The sequence below is a fragment of the Marinococcus halophilus genome, assembly GCF_900166605.1.
Classification (GTDB): domain Bacteria; phylum Bacillota; class Bacilli; order Bacillales; family Marinococcaceae; genus Marinococcus; species Marinococcus halophilus.
Genome location: NZ_FVZD01000006.1, coordinates 1,349,836 through 1,365,483, shown reverse-complemented (window position 1 = coordinate 1,365,483; position 15,648 = coordinate 1,349,836). Strand labels below are relative to the sequence as shown.

The following is a 15,648-nucleotide window of genomic DNA, read 5'->3' as shown; positions in this document are numbered from 1 at the left end:
CCGTATTTCATGCTTTTTTGTTTTTAGCTTTTTGGCTTCTGAGTGGCTGACGGACGGGCCAGTATGGCACAGCAAAAGGCACCGTAACCGAGAATTGTCAGTGTAGTTATCATGCTTTCTCTCCTTTTCCCAGGCTTCCACTTTTTACAATAATTAAAAGCGAGGAAGCAAATTCAACGCCTCCATTAAAAGGAGAGTCAGAATTATATATTTGGTTAATCGAATAAAATGTAAAGTCTAAAATAAATAAGTACAATGCATTTCTATACTACAGTTTCCCCAATTATTATATTTTAAACTTTACGCTAACCCCTCAACAGCTGCCGCCATATAAAAAAAGCTCTGCCTTTCAGCAGAGCTCCAGGGAAAGAGGAATACTTCCGTTACATACCGTATCCCCCGAGGGAAAGAAAAAGGGTTGCATCTTTAATATTAAAGCGTTTGCACAGTGCGTGCATGAGGCAAAAGCATGCTTATAAAAACTGCGACGTTGTTCATGATGCTGCTCAGGAGGTCTATGCGGCCCTTCTTCACAAACCTCATATTTCCTCTATGACCAGAGGGCCTGTACCGGACAATTTGACGAAGCGGCCTTTCATCGATACGGATTCAATCATGCACGGTCCCTTATACATCTGGCCACCGCTGTCTGTTGAGTCCAGCCAAAACCGAAAACGGTTATTATTTTGCCCAAACAATTCATGATCTGCTTCTTCTATATCTACGTTCCACCGCACCACCACCCCATCTTCTTCCACCATCGTTAACACCGCCTCACGGTAAGACACCGGCAGTCGATCCAACCGTACCGATGTGAGCATAATATTTTGCACATGGCCACTCCTTCTCAGCTTAATTACTGTTAGAATTCTTGGTTCGGCAAATAAATTCCTGCCCGTTACCCTTTTTATCTAACTATTACCGAATACTCATTCATGTGAACGCACTTTTCTGTTAGTGAAACGCAAACACAAGAAGCTCTCCTGAATAGATACCAGGAGAGCTTCTTTCATTGTTATGCTTTTGTCCGGTAGCTCGTATTGTGCTTCTGAAGAGTATCGTCCTGGCCGAACAGGAAGTGCTTCTCCATATTCGGCGAATACTCTGAACTCAAGGTCTCCAAGCCAGCAGCTTCCGCCACCGCCCGCAGCATAGCTGGAGAAGCCCCGCAGCACAGGCCGATGTAATTCACTCCGGCATTGGTCGCTTCCCTTGCCCACTCTGCCAGTTCATAGCGGTTGTGGTACAGCGGGTCCAGGGCGGTAGGGAACGTTGTTTCCAGCGGCGTATGGCAGCTGCATCCGGCGTCCGGCAGATTAAAGAAGGTTGGATGCTCTTCCGTCGTGCGGTACGGCACCGGCAGTCCTGCCACATACCCGTCCACCGATTCCCGGATTTTGTTTAAATACGGCTGCATCGTATCCGGGCCGCGGAAGCAGTTCATCCCGACCACTAAAGCACCGCTCTCGGATAAAATGCGGCTGGACTCCTCCACCGTATAACCATCCCGCAAAATATTTTCACCCATCAACCCGAGAGTGATAACAGCCGGCAGCCCCTGCTTCTGAATTTCTTCGAGCGCAATTAGTGCTTCTTCGTGGTAATAGAAGGTTTCGCCTTTAATGTAGTCGACGCCCTCTTCGCTGCACCATCCGATCATTTCGGCAAACATGTCACGGACAGCCGTTTTAGAAGACTCATCGTCCGGATTAAAAATATTAGTATTGGAAATATTGCCTGCTACGAGCGCTTCTTCCTCCGGATGTTCCTGGGCCACCTCTTTGGCCAGACGGATCGCCTGGCGGTTCAGCGGCTCAAGCAGATCCTCTTTTCCAATGATTCTCATTTTTTCCCGGTGGGCGTTGTACGTGAACGCCAGTATCACGTCCGAACCGGCACGCATGAAGTCCCGGTACGTCTGCTTTAACGCTTCAGGGTTTTCAAGTGCCACTTCCGGCACGAATGTGCCTGCCTGTAGATACCCCCGACGTTCAAGTTCAAATAAGTATCCTTCTCCCGCGATAACCGGCCCTGCTTCTAAACGCTCCTGTAAACTGCGCTTCATTTTTTCTCCACCCTTCTCTCTGTTGAACTACTCTCTCTGGCAGCCTATTTTTCTTTCTGCTTTTTTTGTATTTTCAGTCATTTATATGAAAATTACGCCCGCATTTTCCAAAGAGTTGAACCTAATATACGCAGGACTTCTTTCATTGTCAAGCGTCCATGAAAAACTTTTCTCATTTTCAGAAAAAGTTCCTATTTCTTTAACTCTCTTGAAGTTATTTATTCTTCTTTAATAAACCGGTACCAGACTTCCACTTGCCTGGCCATTCCTATGGTTTATTATTTTTCAGGTGAATCTCAAGGTCCTCCAGATGGTCAAATAAACGCCAGCCGCTACCAAGAACACAGGCCGCAAGCACGACCTGCAGTTCGTCCGCAAGCTTCGCTCTCAGCAGCTGCTGGCCGACGTCCGCCCCGAGGCACGAAGAAATTTTTTCTCTGGCCGCCTCATTGACCTGATGGATAGCGTTTTCGCTGCCATCTGTCTCAAAAGATATATGCATTATTCAAGGACGTCCATGATACGGTCCAAAGGTTCGGTACTATAGCCAAATACAGCTGCTCCAACCAGGTAAAGAACAATTAATGCAAAAATGGTGAGCATAGCTGGACCTGCTTGTTTTCTTTTTTCCTGCTTTTTCTCTCTTCTTTCCACAAGATAATCATCCAGCTTATCTTTTTTCGTTTTAGGATTTGTGTCGTGTTTATATAATTGTCTGTTTTTCCAGCGCATCTTTACCTCCCTGGAGAATATGTAAATAAATAGGTTCCATATAGAATGTTAAATAGACTATCGCTTTTTTTTAAAGGCAAAAATTTGTTCACTTTTAATAACTACGGTATACCAAAATAAATCCAAACTTTAGCTCTCTTTGAATAAAATGGTAATATAAGGAACAGGAAGAATTCATTGAAAAATACAAAGGAGAGTGTTTGCATGGATTGGACGATCATCTTTCCATTCGCCGGTTTGATGTTAGTTATTCTTGCTGAAATGTACCGGACTAACGTTAAATTACAACGTTCGGAGCAACGGGCGCAAGCGCTGGAAAAGTCCTCGTCAGGCCGGGACGTGGACAAAACCGGATGAGGACACTCCAGGTGATTAAAGGAATACTGATAGCATGGGTATTGATTCATGGCACGACTACAGTAATTCTATCTTTGTTGTTTATGGTTGGCGTCTCAGGCATTCATAATCCTTTTAGTTTTATGTGGGCAGCAGTAGCAGGTTCATTTGGGCATATCGCCATCGATCATAAGATAAAACAAAAGAAAAGAGCATCCGAAGGTGGGTAGTTGGAAGAGGCTGGTTTTACATTCGCATGTAAAGGTGGTGGCAAACATGAAAAACAGGTATTTACGAATTTTGATGTATTTTCTTCTCGGTATGCTTATTGGGGCCTTACTGCTTCCTTTGGTAAATTGATTTAGAAGTAATACGGGTAATCCATTTTATCTGCAATAACTAAGGCGGTTTGACGATCGGATAAAAATTCGCATACATATAACCCCAGATCAATGGAAGCCGCTACGCCGCCGCCCGTGATAATGGTATCGCTTTTCACGTCCTGCACGATTCTTTTCGCCTGTGCTTTCTCTGTATACTCTCCCAGTAAGTCCAATGCGGAAGGGTTCGTTGTAGCCTGACGATCGTGCAAAAACCCGGCACCTCCAAACAGTAAAGAACCTGTACATACAGATACTTTTAAAGGCACGGCCTGGGCAGTTGAAAGCCAATCGGTAAATGTTTTATCATTTTTAAGCTTTCTTGTGCCCATGCCACCCGGAACAAACACCATATCATACGTTGCTAAAGGAGGCTGCACCGTTTCAATATGATAATGGATCCCACGATCATCAGAGACATTTTCTTCAAGTGCGCAAATGTCCCACGATAAATCGGGGCAATACCCCATGGTTTGCAAACGGGTGACACTATCATAAAAACCAACAAAATCTAACGAAGTCATCTGGTTAAAAAGCAAAAAAGCGATTTTCATTAATAGTCTCCTTTTCCTATGCGTTTGAATGCGGAAATTAAGCTTTGTTTTCCTTTAACCATCTGGTTATATTTTGAAGAAATATTTCCGGGTTTAGGTCTTGAGCAGCAAGCGGTCGCTGATGAAAGACAACTTTTGCGGCTTCCTTACTATTTGCTGCTTCTAATAGCTTCACATAACCCGGCCGGAATTGGTTTAATGCCTCGTAGTAACGTTGATGGGATTGTGAAATTCCTATATGTTTTTCGAAATTTTTTCTTGTCCGCGTTTGGTCGTTTTCTTTTCTCCACCTTAAATTTGTTTCATTGGCATACAAGTAAAAATACTTGTGCGGAAACTGTATTCTGCCAGCCCGAATCGCTTTTTGATAGAATTCAGAAATAAAATTCAGGCTCTGGTTGTATATCTGAAAATCAAAGCACCAGTTGTAGCTGAGCGGCTGAAAAACGTCTCCATCAAGAATCACAGTTTCGTAATCCTTTAGTTTTTCTTCAGCTAAACACCATCGCTCAACCTGGCGTTCTAAATACCATGTGTGAGATGATTTTCGGGGGCGTTCAAATAACAAATTGACTTCAGGAACCACACAAGCATTCGTTGTGTGTGCCAATTCTTCCGCTGTCGTAGTTTTCCCACTGCGCTGATCCCTTCTAAGCAAATAATACTCATCATTTCTTCCTCTTTTGCGGAATATACAGGTTATTAATCTCCTAGCTTGCTTTATCGGCTCTTCCTTGTCGACTTTTATTGACGTTTACATTTTTCATTAATTTTCACTATTTATTATTAATACCACCACAAAGTGAATGCGATGATGATAAAAGGAAGAAAAAATAGGATTAGGGACAGTATAATTAAATGTCTAATTTGTAAAGCAAGCGATAAAGCTAATCCAAATACTCCAAATATAAAAACAAATAAAGAAATAGCTATAGGGCCATAAAAGTCGTACTCATAAAACCAAAAATCTCCTATAATGCTGGCTGGGAGAAGAAATGGTATAAAAAGCAAATATCCAGGAATAATAATTAACCAATTAGTGAAATAAGCAATTTTTTGAAGAAGCATCATTACCTCTAGGAGTTTTGACATGAACAATTGCACTATTATTCATTTTGTCGCTTCCCACACCGCCCATCTGTATTTTCAATAATGATCATATAAATCAGAAAACTTCATATGTTTTTTATCCTGCTTGTAATAGTTCATTCTGTCTTCCAGTGTTCCCGTATGAAATTCAAATTTGTGGCCGTCTGGATCTGTGAAATAAATCGATCTTTTATCTTTTTCATCCCGCGGGCGCTCTCTCAAAATGTTGACGTTCCATTTTACTAACCTATCATATGTGTCCTGGAAATCAGCTTCTTCAATAGAAAAAGCAATATGCGTATACGACTGGTTTATTTCATTACGAGGTATATTCTGTTCGAGATTAAGAGCCAGCCACATGCCGTGTAAATCAAAATAGGCAGTGCTCCTCCCCTTTACCAGCAGCTTGGCTTCAAATACTTTTTCATAAAATTGAATGGAAGCCTGCAGGTCGGAAACCGAAAACAAAAAATGATTAAGCCCTTTAACTAACAATGAAAAGACCACCCTGTTTGTAATTTTTCTTATCCCTATAAATCCTTTTCCATCACGATTCTTTTTTTTAATTAATTTCTTTTCATTCCACACCAAAACGTATGAATTACGCCGTAAAATAAAATATCCGGTTCCGGCAGCACCAATGCTGAAATCTCCCCCTGATAAACTTTATTTATGCTGTTAGTAGTGGAGGTTTCGCCGATCTTATTTTCGTTTTCATCGAGAATAAGATGCTTCCCTCTCGTTTTCGCCTTAATCGAAATGCCGGGATAATCGTTTACCCTGACATCAATCCGGTGGTTTTTAAACAGGCCGCGAGGGGTTCTGATTTTTCCTATTTCTGCATCATTTTTATAAACGCCCCAGGTGTATCCTCTTACCATTCCGAAATCCAGCTGCTCAATAACGTATTTATCGCCGCCCGCAGCATCGTACATATAAACGTTCACATCATAGATTGGGCTACCCCGGGAATTTTTTGAGAAATAGCGTCTCATCGTTCCGAGATATTTATAGCCGTCTTCGATTTCTAATAATTTTTCTGACTTTCCCACCGTTGGAGCTGAATAGCTAAAAACCGGCATGGTCAACCTCCTTACTGTATAGGCGGATTCCCTTCACTTTAGGTTATTCCCAGGTAGAGAGAAAATCATCCGTGAATGTCTCAGCCGCCTGTTTACCAGACAAGACTATTTCTGACTAAAAAGCGCTCCTGAAATGTTATAGGAATTCCTTTCCCGTTGTGTTCCGCGTGAATGTGCAAATGCGGCTCTGTTGTGTTCCCAGAATTTCCTATACGGCCAAGCACCTGGTCTTTCTGTACCTCATCTCCTTCGCTCGCTGCGACACTCCCTTCCCGCATGTGCGACAGGTAAACGGTGGCCTCCGTGTTGTTACAGGCAAGACGGACATAATTGCCGTTAGGATTTTCCGGATCGGACTGAGGCGGTGTTTGATCAGCCTGGCCCCTTCCGGCTTCCACTACTTTTCCGGTGCACGGGCTATGCAAAGCGGCTCCGTAAATCGCGTAGCGGCCAAGCTGTTTCGGATATAACCCCGAAGCCCTCGTGCCCAATGCATTTAGCTCCACTATATCCAGCGCGTATTGCTGTTCCGTTACGGACTGATGATAATTAATCTGCTCCTCGTCCCCGCCATGCGCTATGTAATACGTTCCGCTTTTCAGGGGAAAGGTAAGCTCTGCCGCCGGTTCCTCGGCCGTATACCCTGAAATAATCGACACATTGTACCAGGCGAAAACCGCACCGAGCAGCACGAATATTCCGATCGACCATTTCTGTTTTCTTTCCAAAGCCCTGCGCCACGGCAAATTACTATGTTTTCGGTACGAACGATAGACGGCTATGATTAACAATACTAACAGCAGCGCACGCAGATAGTAGCTGAACATATCCCATCGCCCGGATAACACGGCCCAAACTACCAGCATGATGGTACAGAGTGTTTGAACCGCCCATTCCGTTTTTGTCTGGAAACGCCCCTTCCATAGCATCCAAATAAAAATGACAGGAAGCAGCAATTGAATGACAGCCAGCTGTATAATACTAAACAACATCCCGCACACTCCTTTCGCAGATTGGATGAACTTATTTTATAAAACTAATAAGCATTCCTCCAGCCCCCGCTGGTGAAAAAATCTATTTATCTGGGGTGTTTCCTTTGTTACAAAGAGGGCCAGATACCCCAATCAATACAACACATTTAAATGCCGGCATGGTATGTGAATGTTTAAAACTATTATTAACTTAATAAATAGACCGTTTTAGTGAACGGTTCTTTTTTATGAACAACTATGTTTACAATCATTCATGTTATTTGAATGAGGAAAGGGACCGAAACACCAGTAGTACTACCAAAAATGAAAGAAGCTTTATTTCCGGTGTTTGAACAGCTCCAGCTCCATCCACTTCCCTTGTCCATACGAACACAGAGCTTGGAATAAACAAAAGCAGCCAAAACACATTCACGATTGACCAGCCAATCCACGACCACTTGATAGTATCACCTTCTACATGAGACTTTGTGCCACAGCAATAATAAAAGCTATTACCAATCCAATGAAGCGACATAGCCGGCCACACCTAAATAAAACAGCTGATTATCGCTTTCCTGGTCTGTAAAAGGCCCACTGGCTAAAAATCGGTTAAACCTGCCGCTAGAAAATAGCTTAAAACTGCATTAATAATAAGCATTCGCTTATGGGCCTTATCCAATTTCAACTCCTCCTGTATTTTCCTTCTCCCTCCATGCTTCTAAATCTCCAAAGACATCAGATTTTCATCTTAATAACAATCTTCACTATTTTTGAGTTTGAGCCAATACGGTTTCAACTACTATACCTATAACAGCCATCGTTCCTACACCAAGCATAAAATAGGTTACTGGAGTGATAGGCCTGCCGTTGAAAAAAATCATTGCCATCAGGTTCATAACCAAAAAAGCCATCGCAAGTGAGCGGATTGTCCGGCTGATGGGCCTGTGCCCGGCTGAAGATTCTCTTTTTAAATAAAAGTAGCATAAAAGCCCACCCAATAATAAAATCGCCCATACTATCATTCATAACACCACCAAAGACAAAATGATTTTTACATAGGAAAGGGATAAGATGTGGCTTGAATTAAATGAAGAGCAGATCATTGTCTTTGAAGCTGCTAAATTGTCTTCGAAAACGTATGGATATGCGCGTGGCGGAACAGTGACAGAAGCCCATACTGAATTTTTCAGCCCGGTTTCGGAGCATGAAATTGATACAAGTTCCAAAGAGCGTCATGGCATGCTACTTGAGGTGTTCCAAACATTTTTTACTATCCTGGAGATTTTTAAATAATATCTACTAATATCATTCCTGCACGTTTTCCTGCTTCTTTTCATTTTTCTTCCTTATTTTATACTCCACCGCCACATATCCCATTATCCCAGCAACCAACGACCTGATAGAACTGAGAGGAAAATCGGTGCCCGGAACCGCAAATATAAATAACGTAAATAAAATCATGGCGCTTAAGCCATGAATAGCAATCCATATCGTTAATATCCCTTTCATTACTTGGAGAAATTTCATTTAGTTCCCTCCTGCATCCCTGTTAGCAACAGCCCCTTATATTCTTTCTCCCGGAACATTCTTATGTAAAATTATTCCTATTCACTTAAATTGTACTACTCCCCAATTCACAACGACAACCTTAACCAAGCCTTCTGCTATTATTATGCTTGATTTTTTACCTAAATATCCGAATTCTTCTTTTCCCTTCGTTTTTCGTTAATCGCGTCTATCAGGTTTATAGACGTCGATACAAATGTTACAGCCACTGATGCATAAATCAGCCAAACCGGCATATGTATTATTTCTGTTCCCTCCATCAGCATTAAAAGGATAAAAATTACAATGATGCTCCGGTGCATAGCTTTAATCCATCCCATCTTCATCACCTTGATCATCTCCAGCATGTTCTTTCTGCTTTTCTCTAATCACCCATAGAACGGCTTCCCCCGAATACTATTACGCCGGCACCGATCGTAACGGCCCCATCCGGAACATGTATTACCCCTGACAAATCCGTTTCCCTAACATAAATTATGAACATTATTCCTTTTTTCCAAATGTTCCGTTTCTCAAAACTTTTGCTATTTGCTTCGTTTGCAATTTTTCTCTAAATACCTGAAAATGACATTCACTTATATTAGTACGTCACAAATGGACGGGAGGGGAGCCTGCATGCGCCAACGCACTCTTTTGTTACGGTGTGTTTAATGTTTGCTGCTAATCCTTGCTTCGCGGCTGCTTCTTCCAACGTTTTTGATGGCCAGCAGTTTTTCCCTCCTTATAGCCGTCGGTTATTATTTTCAGTTTTAGAAGCGGTAAGTTTGCAGAGAAACCAAGCATTTAGGCTTTCTTTAAACAACATGAAAAGCCTTATATTTTTAGAGCGCGCATAATATGTAAACTTACAAATTCATTTCTAGTTCTACTTCATTAAGGAGAGGATGGCTTTGACAAACAAAATCCCGGACACTTCGGGGCGAAAATACATTGCACTGGACAAGCCGGAGGCTGTTGTGGTGCTGGCTAAAATGGGCGGCTTCCTGCTGTTCATTGAACAATACCGCCCGCCTGTGGAATCTTTTGTCATGCAGCTGCCAGGCGGCGGCGCTGAGCCTCATGAAGCATTAGCTGATGCCGCCCGCAGAGAATTTACAGAGGAGACCGGCTATACCTGCGGCCAGGTGAACTATTTAGGAGACATGCTCCCCGCTCCCTGGCGGAGCAATGACCGCACCCATCTTTTCTTCACAGATGACGTGCAGGACTGGCAGGAACAGCAGCTTGAAGATCATGAAACTATTCAAGTTTATCTCCTCCCCCTTAGCGAATGCGTTGAAAGAGTGACAAACAATACTTTTACCGATGGAGAGTTGAACACTGCGATTTTCCGCTCCTGGCTCCATGGATATTTGGAGTTATAATAATATATTTCGGCTATCAGTAAATCTTTCATGCACTATACCTTAAATTTACCACCAATGCTTCTTATGTTCCTGTTATTGCGGCAAAAAAATAAATGGTGCTTGTGTTTATAAAACAATGCAGTTAAGAATCATCGCACCTACGTGAAATTCATTAAACTTATTAACTCTTATTTTCCATTTAACACATAAAAACATGCCGGACTCTTTCGAGCACCGGCATGTGTGATATTAATGCTGCTTTACGTATTTAATTGTTTGTGGGCAGCGGATCAGTAAGAAGAACGACGACGCTGGTATCCTGCTCAAAATCCCAGTCAACGAAAATATCGCGAATCTCTACGCCCAGCCGCCGGTCGAACTGCTCCTCGTAAAGCAATCTCTTCTCCAGCTGACGCTTCACAGTTTTGAGTGTTTTTCCGTAACCCGTACGGATTAGTTCTTTTTCAATCATGATCAACACGTCAGAGCGAACGACAATGAAGGTCCGGTCGTTAATCTGATGGGCATAAACCGTGCCGGGTACCTTTTCGGTGCGTACGCTTACCTGGCGAACTCCCTCCTGGAGGCTCGACTGATGAGGTGAATCCTCAAGTGAAGGATGATTCTGAAAGGAAGGTTCATGCAAGGCGGTAATCATGCCGGAACGGTTTGTCATGTTCCAATCTACGAAAAATGTCCAGCCCTCCCTTTCCATCAGCTGAGACAAAGCATGGGAAACTTCCGGCAGCATTTTTGCCATCATCGTTTCCCTGAGTTCTTCGACCGCTTCCTGGCCGTGCTGATCCAAAAGAACTTCCTCCATCGGAGCCAGAAACTTTCGGATATGGATAACCACACTGTGCGGGTCAAGACTGACATATACAGACTCCGGCCCGCGGCCAAAGTGTTCGCGCAGCACCCGGCTTACATGGCTTCCCAATTCTTTTTGCTGTTCCTGGCGGGACCGCTGCTGAATATCTGCAGGCAACATTATATTTCTCCTTTCATTCGTGTTCAGGAGCATAAAAAAGCCGAAGACACCGATAATATTCCGGTTAGTCTTCGGCTTACACGATAGGCGCTTTATGTCCTCGTATTGCGGCCATTATAAGTTATAGCTTATAACCATGGTTTAGCCATTCCCGCTTATTTAAAAACGAAACATTTGAAAGTGGCCCTTTATGCTTTAAATAAATTTGGCCTTTTGGGGAAAAAGATGTTTGTACCCAATGGAGAAAAGGAAAGGCCTTTACATACCAACTTGAAGGAGGCTTCATAGATGAGCAGCGAAGATCCGAAAAAAGCCGACAAAGAAGTTCAAGCGATGGACCAAGAAAACAAAGACGAGATTTTACAACATTTTTCCACTTTTAAAGATTATCTGGGCGACCAGGTTCGTAAAGGAGAAAAATTAAATCTCAGCGAAAAAGGATTAGCCCAGGGCGCCAAACGTGTCTCCGATTATTTAAATAAACACGAAGAACCAAGAAACCGCGAAGAAAAAGTACTGCATGAATTATGGCAGGAAACCGAAAATGACGAGGAAAAAGACACCTTTGCGAGATTGCTGGTGCGCCTTGCCCAGCAAACCAATGATTAAACTTAACTCTCATTATAAAGCAAGTGCCTGCAGGCATTTGCTTTTTTTGGTTCACTAGCATTTATTTTAATACCCTTCCAAGCTTTTAGACGACGGCATTTATTCCATCTTCGGCTCTCTTCTGCAGCCGATGGTCTTTAACATAAATATAAGCCTTGCGCATCTCAAAGGAATACTTTTGGAATTTATACTGATTTCTTTTCACAAACGCTTTGTTGGGATCAAAAATTTCCAGCTTTAACATATAGTAACCGAGAGCAGGAGCCAGTTATCATAACATGCCCTCTGCTTCAGTACATGCGCTCTAAAACGTGCATACTGCTTATTTTTGAGGTTCTAATCTTTATAATTCCGCTTTGCTTCTTCGCTCGTGTGGGAAAAGCAAGTTCTGCCAACAACATCGATACGATTTTCTTATGTGCTGCATATACTCAAGCGAATTTATGTAGAAATGCATTGCTAAGGATAAGTTTTAAAATTTCAAGTAAATAGTTTAATTTAACTTTAATTTGGATACAGAGTATTAATTATTAAAACAACAAATACTCTGGCCAACAGAAATGACAGGACTATGGCGCCTGGAGCATAAGTTGAGGACCACCTGTATCCTTCAGGCAGTTCTTCAGCTTTTTTATATGCATGGCGATAGAAAAGGAGGTTTTTTATTGGCTGCGCATCAATTTAAAACAAGAAAGCAGGGCCGGGCAGGCGGCACTTATGAATTTGATGGTACACCGAAAACAAGTGGAATCATGTTCCCACCACTTCCTTCCATTAAAGATACTATTTATTAGGAAAAATTTAATAAACATTGTTCCAATAATTTTTCCCACGCTGGCTAAGGCGCTCGCTCGGCGCGGCCTTCTAAAAGAAAGGAGCTTCTATAATGTTCATGTCCATTATTATTTCTCTGGGTATCGGAATCGTTGGCGTCATCATTATTACCAGAATGCTTGGAAAAAAGCAGTTGGCGCAGGTCACCCCCTTAGATTTTGTTTACGTCCTGATTCTTGGAGGCATTGTTGAAGAAGGATTATATTCCACCCAGACTCAGTGGTACCATATTGTTTTCACTTTTGTGGTTTGGGGACTGTTAATTTATATTTTAGAAACACTGGCTCAAAAATACGATGCTTTCCGCTGGTTTATTAAAGGAGGCAATGCTGTTCTTGTTCAGGATGGAAAGGTTCATTATAAAAATTTAAAGAAAAATAAACTGGAATTGGAGCAGCTGCGTACGCTGCTCCGCATGCAGGGTATATTCTCCTTGCGTGAAGTTGAATACGCTGTACTTGAAACGAGCGGGACTGTTAGTGTATTAGAAAAAGCAGAAGAAGAACCTCTCTCTAAAGGTGACTATTTTGAGCGAGTGTCAAGAAACGAACCTACGTTTTTAATAGTTGAAAATGGTGCTATTCATCAGTCGAATTTAACAGCTTCCGGTTTAGAACCGACTCGTTTAAATGAAGAATTACAACGCTGGGGCCATCAGTTGAATGATCTTTATCTTGTGGAGTGGAGCAACAAAGACGGCTTTTTTATTCAGACAAAACAAGAAGCTTCCTATTAATAGAAGCCTCTTAAGCTGACACACTGATATATTCTTTAAAGAAAAACCCCGAGGTCTATTAAAACGTCGGGGTTTTACTATGTTGTTGCAATCGATTACAAAAATCCCATCATTTTTTGGAATCAATAGAATATTTTATCGTTGGGGATTTTTCTTTCCCTCCTTATGTGCAGCACTGGCCATTATCGCTTCGAGCATGGCGTCTTTCAGGCCAAGATCAATTTTCCCAGTGGTCGCATCCGCAATGATAATATCCCACTCTTGCCCGCTTACGTATCCTACCCAGTAAGGAACATATAAAAGAGCTGTATCGATAATATCGATTTTAATGTCTTTTCGTTTCTTTTCTCTCCCAAACGCTTCCCAGTAAATTTCATTCCGGGCTGCTTCAGGCACTGGCTTCCCTTTCACCGGCAGTACTGGAAGACCTTCTTCAAAATCAAGAAAAGTGGTGCTGTCCGGCAAAATGGCGGTATGGTGCCTGTAGGTTTCTATCGCTACTTGACCTTCAATTTTGCTTTTAAGCTGCTTGCTGCTGTATTCATATTTAAAGCACCAGAATGGAAGATACAGTTTTTCAATCGAAATAAGCTTGCTCTTTTCTTTTTTAAATAAACGCCGCCACTTTTCGATAAAATTCTGTCGATGTTCTTTCATATTTCTGACTGCCTCTTGTTGATCTAACGCTGCGTTCAGGACATATTTGTTCATTTTTCCCCCGCCCTATGCTACTTGGAATAAGTAAAGAATTATCAGCGTAACGAAAAAATAAGCAATAAGAATGTACGGCCATTTTTTCATCGAGCGTTCCCCTTCTAATTCTTTTACCTTTTCTGCCTGCGATTGGCGCTTTTCCAGTTCTTCCTGCAGTGGTTCCTTATCGCCAAAGATCAAGCCTTGGGTTTTCTCTTTTTTAGGAGCTGGAGCGAGCAGACTTACACCATACCCGACAAGGACCGAAACAACAGCGCCAACCGCGTTGTTATATAACCACGAAATTTCTGCAAATGTAATAACAAGCCATACAGCTGCCATACCTGCGATCACGCCGGCAAAAGCTCCTGTGCCGTTCGCCCGCCGGACAAAAATCGCCAACAAAAACACCCCAAGCAAGGCCCCGTAAAAGTAAGAACCAATCTGGTTGACCGTTTCAATTACCGGACCCAGATTCCCGGCAAAAAAAGCAAAAATGGTAGCGTAGATACCCCAAAAAATAGTTGCCCAGCGTGACGCTTTTAAATAATGGGCCTCTGATCCGTTTTTCTTCAGGAATTTCGCATAAAAGTCACGAACGGTTACGGCAGATAAAGAGTTTAAAGCAGAGTCCAGACTCGACATCGCTGCGGCAAATACTCCGGCAATAATCAGGCCCGTAATTCCTACTGGTAAATTGTTTACTACAAACAGCGGGAACAGTTCATTCAGGTTTTCTATATCAGGCTGGCCCACGTATTGATAGTAAGCGTACAGCAAAATCCCGATAAATAAAAACAGCAGCATTTGCGGAAAAATAAACAAACCGCTGATTAATAAAGACATTTTACTTTCTTTGATTGATTTACTCGTCAGGACACGCTGAATTTGGCTCTGATCGGCTCCAAAGTAAGCAACGTGAAGGAAAAAACCGCCAATCACGCCGGCCCAGATGCTATACTCTGCGGAAAGATCAAACTGGAAATTCAGTGATTCCAGCATCCCCTCCTGTGCGCCTAAGGAAACCGCTCCCGAAAAACCGTCCGGGAGTGTGCCGACTATGGTAATTATCGCTAAAATGGCCCCAAGCCATAAAACAAACATTTGAATCACGTCAGTCCAAATTACAGCAGAAATCCCGCCCAGTACCGTGTAAGCGATAGCAATTATGGCCATAAGAGCGATTGTCAAATTGACATTCCACCCGGTGACCACTGAGAGCACAAGAGCCGGGGCGTACAGGACTACCCCAGTCGCAAGGCCCCTGGATACCAGAAACAGAGCTGCCGTCAGCGACCTTGTTTTCGTGTCGAACCTTCTTTCCAGGTATTCATAAGCTGTATACACTTCTGTCCGGTAAAAAAACGGTACAAGGGTCACCATTAAAAAAGCCATAACAAGCGGAAGGTTAATATACGTGTTAATCCGGTCAAGCCCGCCTTCGTACCCCCACCCCGGAGCACCTATAAACGTAATCGCGCTGGCCTGGGTAGCCATCACCGAAAGTCCGATGGCCCACCACGGCACGTTCCGCCCGCCCAGGAAATAATCTTTTGTTGATTTCTGGCCCTTGCCAAAAAAAGCTCCAAATAGCGCAATTCCGATAACATAGACAATCAGGACTATAAAATCTATCGTCGTAAAATTGTTCACTTTATGCTCCT

General features: G+C 42.7%; 22 protein-coding genes and 1 pseudogene. 7 read left to right on the top strand and 16 right to left on the bottom strand.

The genetic code is table 11. The features are described 5' to 3' along the window. Nucleotides 1-539 precede the first annotated feature (539 nt). The 4 genes from B5066_RS12890 to B5066_RS12875 all read right to left on the bottom strand — a co-directional run bounded on the left by B5066_RS12890 (nt 540) and on the right by B5066_RS12875 (nt 2,797). Nucleotides 540-833 carry a hypothetical protein gene (locus B5066_RS12890; RefSeq protein WP_079476307.1) on the bottom strand — a complete coding sequence of 98 codons (294 nt, stop codon included), beginning with the start codon at nt 831-833 and terminating at the stop codon, nt 540-542. Between the two features lie 182 nt (nt 834-1,015). Further along, entirely contained in the window at nt 1,016-2,065 is a 1,050-nt protein-coding gene (locus tag B5066_RS12885) for a homocysteine S-methyltransferase family protein (protein ID WP_079476306.1), read from the bottom strand. Between the two features lie 268 nt (nt 2,066-2,333). Continuing rightward, nucleotides 2,334-2,567, bottom strand: coding sequence for a dihydrofolate reductase family protein (locus B5066_RS12880; protein WP_079476305.1), 234 nt, complete (start codon nt 2,565-2,567; stop codon nt 2,334-2,336). Beyond that, complete coding sequence (locus tag B5066_RS12875; RefSeq protein ID WP_079476304.1) at nt 2,567-2,797, bottom strand: hypothetical protein; 231 nt, start codon at nt 2,795-2,797, stop codon at nt 2,567-2,569. The genes B5066_RS12880 and B5066_RS12875 overlap by 1 nt, the downstream gene beginning before the upstream one ends. A 204-nt stretch (nt 2,798-3,001) precedes the next feature. On the opposite strand from B5066_RS12875, the gene B5066_RS16790 reads away from it, so the two are divergent. Together B5066_RS16790 and B5066_RS12870 are read left to right on the top strand one after the other, a co-directional pair. Further along, nucleotides 3,002-3,154 carry a hypothetical protein gene (locus tag B5066_RS16790; RefSeq protein WP_179124106.1) on the top strand — a complete coding sequence of 51 codons (153 nt, stop codon included), beginning with the start codon at nt 3,002-3,004 and terminating at the stop codon, nt 3,152-3,154. 11 nt (nt 3,155-3,165) lie between these two features. Then, nucleotides 3,166-3,363, top strand: coding sequence for a hypothetical protein (locus B5066_RS12870; protein ID WP_143745434.1), 198 nt, complete (start codon nt 3,166-3,168; stop codon nt 3,361-3,363). Nucleotides 3,364-3,494: 131 nt separating this feature from the next. Here B5066_RS12870 and B5066_RS12865 read toward each other — a convergent pair whose 3' ends face one another. The 7 genes and pseudogenes from B5066_RS12865 to B5066_RS12830 form a co-directional block, all read right to left on the bottom strand. Next, a complete protein-coding gene (locus tag B5066_RS12865; RefSeq protein ID WP_079476302.1) occupies nt 3,495-4,067 on the bottom strand; it encodes a DJ-1/PfpI family protein in 573 nt (190 codons plus the stop codon). A gap of 37 nt (nt 4,068-4,104) precedes the next feature. Next, nucleotides 4,105-4,736, bottom strand: a pseudogene (locus tag B5066_RS12860) (nucleoside/nucleotide kinase family protein). A 477-nt stretch (nt 4,737-5,213) separates the two neighbouring features. Then, complete coding sequence (gene fosM, locus B5066_RS12850; RefSeq protein ID WP_079476300.1) at nt 5,214-5,651, bottom strand: FosM family fosfomycin resistance protein; 438 nt, start codon at nt 5,649-5,651, stop codon at nt 5,214-5,216. Between the two features lie 71 nt (nt 5,652-5,722). Next, a complete protein-coding gene (locus tag B5066_RS12845) occupies nt 5,723-6,238 on the bottom strand; it encodes a hypothetical protein (RefSeq protein ID WP_079476299.1) in 516 nt (171 codons plus the stop codon). A 92-nt stretch (nt 6,239-6,330) separates the two neighbouring features. Further along, complete coding sequence (locus B5066_RS12840) at nt 6,331-7,230, bottom strand: M23 family metallopeptidase (protein ID WP_079476298.1); 900 nt, start codon at nt 7,228-7,230, stop codon at nt 6,331-6,333. 256 nt (nt 7,231-7,486) lie between these two features. Next, complete coding sequence (locus tag B5066_RS12835) at nt 7,487-7,744, bottom strand: DUF3923 family protein (RefSeq protein ID WP_233133296.1); 258 nt, start codon at nt 7,742-7,744, stop codon at nt 7,487-7,489. Nucleotides 7,745-7,973: 229 nt separating this feature from the next. After that, complete coding sequence (locus B5066_RS12830; protein WP_079476297.1) at nt 7,974-8,231, bottom strand: hypothetical protein; 258 nt, start codon at nt 8,229-8,231, stop codon at nt 7,974-7,976. A 49-nt stretch (nt 8,232-8,280) separates the two neighbouring features. Here B5066_RS12830 and B5066_RS12825 point away from each other — a divergent pair, with 49 nt between their 5' ends. Further along, nucleotides 8,281-8,502, top strand: coding sequence for a hypothetical protein (locus B5066_RS12825; protein ID WP_079476296.1), 222 nt, complete (start codon nt 8,281-8,283; stop codon nt 8,500-8,502). 12 nt (nt 8,503-8,514) lie between these two features. Here the strand turns inward: B5066_RS12825 and B5066_RS12820 are convergent, their stop codons facing one another. Both B5066_RS12820 and B5066_RS12815 read right to left on the bottom strand, forming a co-directional pair. Further along, on the bottom strand, nt 8,515-8,736 hold the full coding sequence (locus B5066_RS12820; RefSeq protein WP_079476295.1) for a hypothetical protein: 222 nt from the start codon (nt 8,734-8,736) through the stop codon (nt 8,515-8,517). Between the two features lie 161 nt (nt 8,737-8,897). Next, nucleotides 8,898-9,122, bottom strand: coding sequence for a hypothetical protein (locus B5066_RS12815; RefSeq protein ID WP_079476294.1), 225 nt, complete (start codon nt 9,120-9,122; stop codon nt 8,898-8,900). Nucleotides 9,123-9,665: 543 nt separating this feature from the next. Between B5066_RS12815 and B5066_RS12810 the strand changes: the two genes are divergently transcribed. Then, the gene (locus B5066_RS12810; protein WP_158219121.1) at nt 9,666-10,139 is read left to right on the top strand and encodes an NUDIX hydrolase; all 474 of its coding nucleotides are present in this window, start codon (nt 9,666-9,668) and stop codon (nt 10,137-10,139) included. A gap of 250 nt (nt 10,140-10,389) precedes the next feature. On the opposite strand, the gene B5066_RS12805 is transcribed toward B5066_RS12810, so the two are convergent. Continuing rightward, nucleotides 10,390-11,112, bottom strand: coding sequence for a Na-translocating system protein MpsC family protein (locus tag B5066_RS12805; RefSeq protein WP_158219120.1), 723 nt, complete (start codon nt 11,110-11,112; stop codon nt 10,390-10,392). 288 nt (nt 11,113-11,400) lie between these two features. On the opposite strand from B5066_RS12805, the gene B5066_RS12800 reads away from it, so the two are divergent. The 3 genes from B5066_RS12800 (at nt 11,401) to B5066_RS12795 (ending at nt 13,291) form a co-directional block, all read left to right on the top strand. After that, nucleotides 11,401-11,721 (top strand): DUF3243 family protein, encoded by a 321-nt coding sequence (locus tag B5066_RS12800; RefSeq protein WP_079476291.1) that lies wholly within the window; start codon nt 11,401-11,403, stop codon nt 11,719-11,721. 665 nt (nt 11,722-12,386) lie between these two features. Beyond that, a complete protein-coding gene (locus B5066_RS17005; protein WP_261763921.1) occupies nt 12,387-12,515 on the top strand; it encodes a hypothetical protein in 129 nt (42 codons plus the stop codon). A gap of 92 nt (nt 12,516-12,607) precedes the next feature. Next, nucleotides 12,608-13,291 (top strand): DUF421 domain-containing protein, encoded by a 684-nt coding sequence (locus B5066_RS12795; protein WP_079476290.1) that lies wholly within the window; start codon nt 12,608-12,610, stop codon nt 13,289-13,291. A gap of 135 nt (nt 13,292-13,426) precedes the next feature. Here the strand turns inward: B5066_RS12795 and B5066_RS12790 are convergent, their stop codons facing one another. After that, complete coding sequence (locus B5066_RS12790; protein WP_079476289.1) at nt 13,427-14,002, bottom strand: hypothetical protein; 576 nt, start codon at nt 14,000-14,002, stop codon at nt 13,427-13,429. 12 nt (nt 14,003-14,014) lie between these two features. Beyond that, entirely contained in the window at nt 14,015-15,637 is a 1,623-nt protein-coding gene (locus B5066_RS12785; protein WP_079476288.1) for a sodium:solute symporter family protein, read from the bottom strand. Nucleotides 15,638-15,648: the final 11 nt, after the last annotated feature.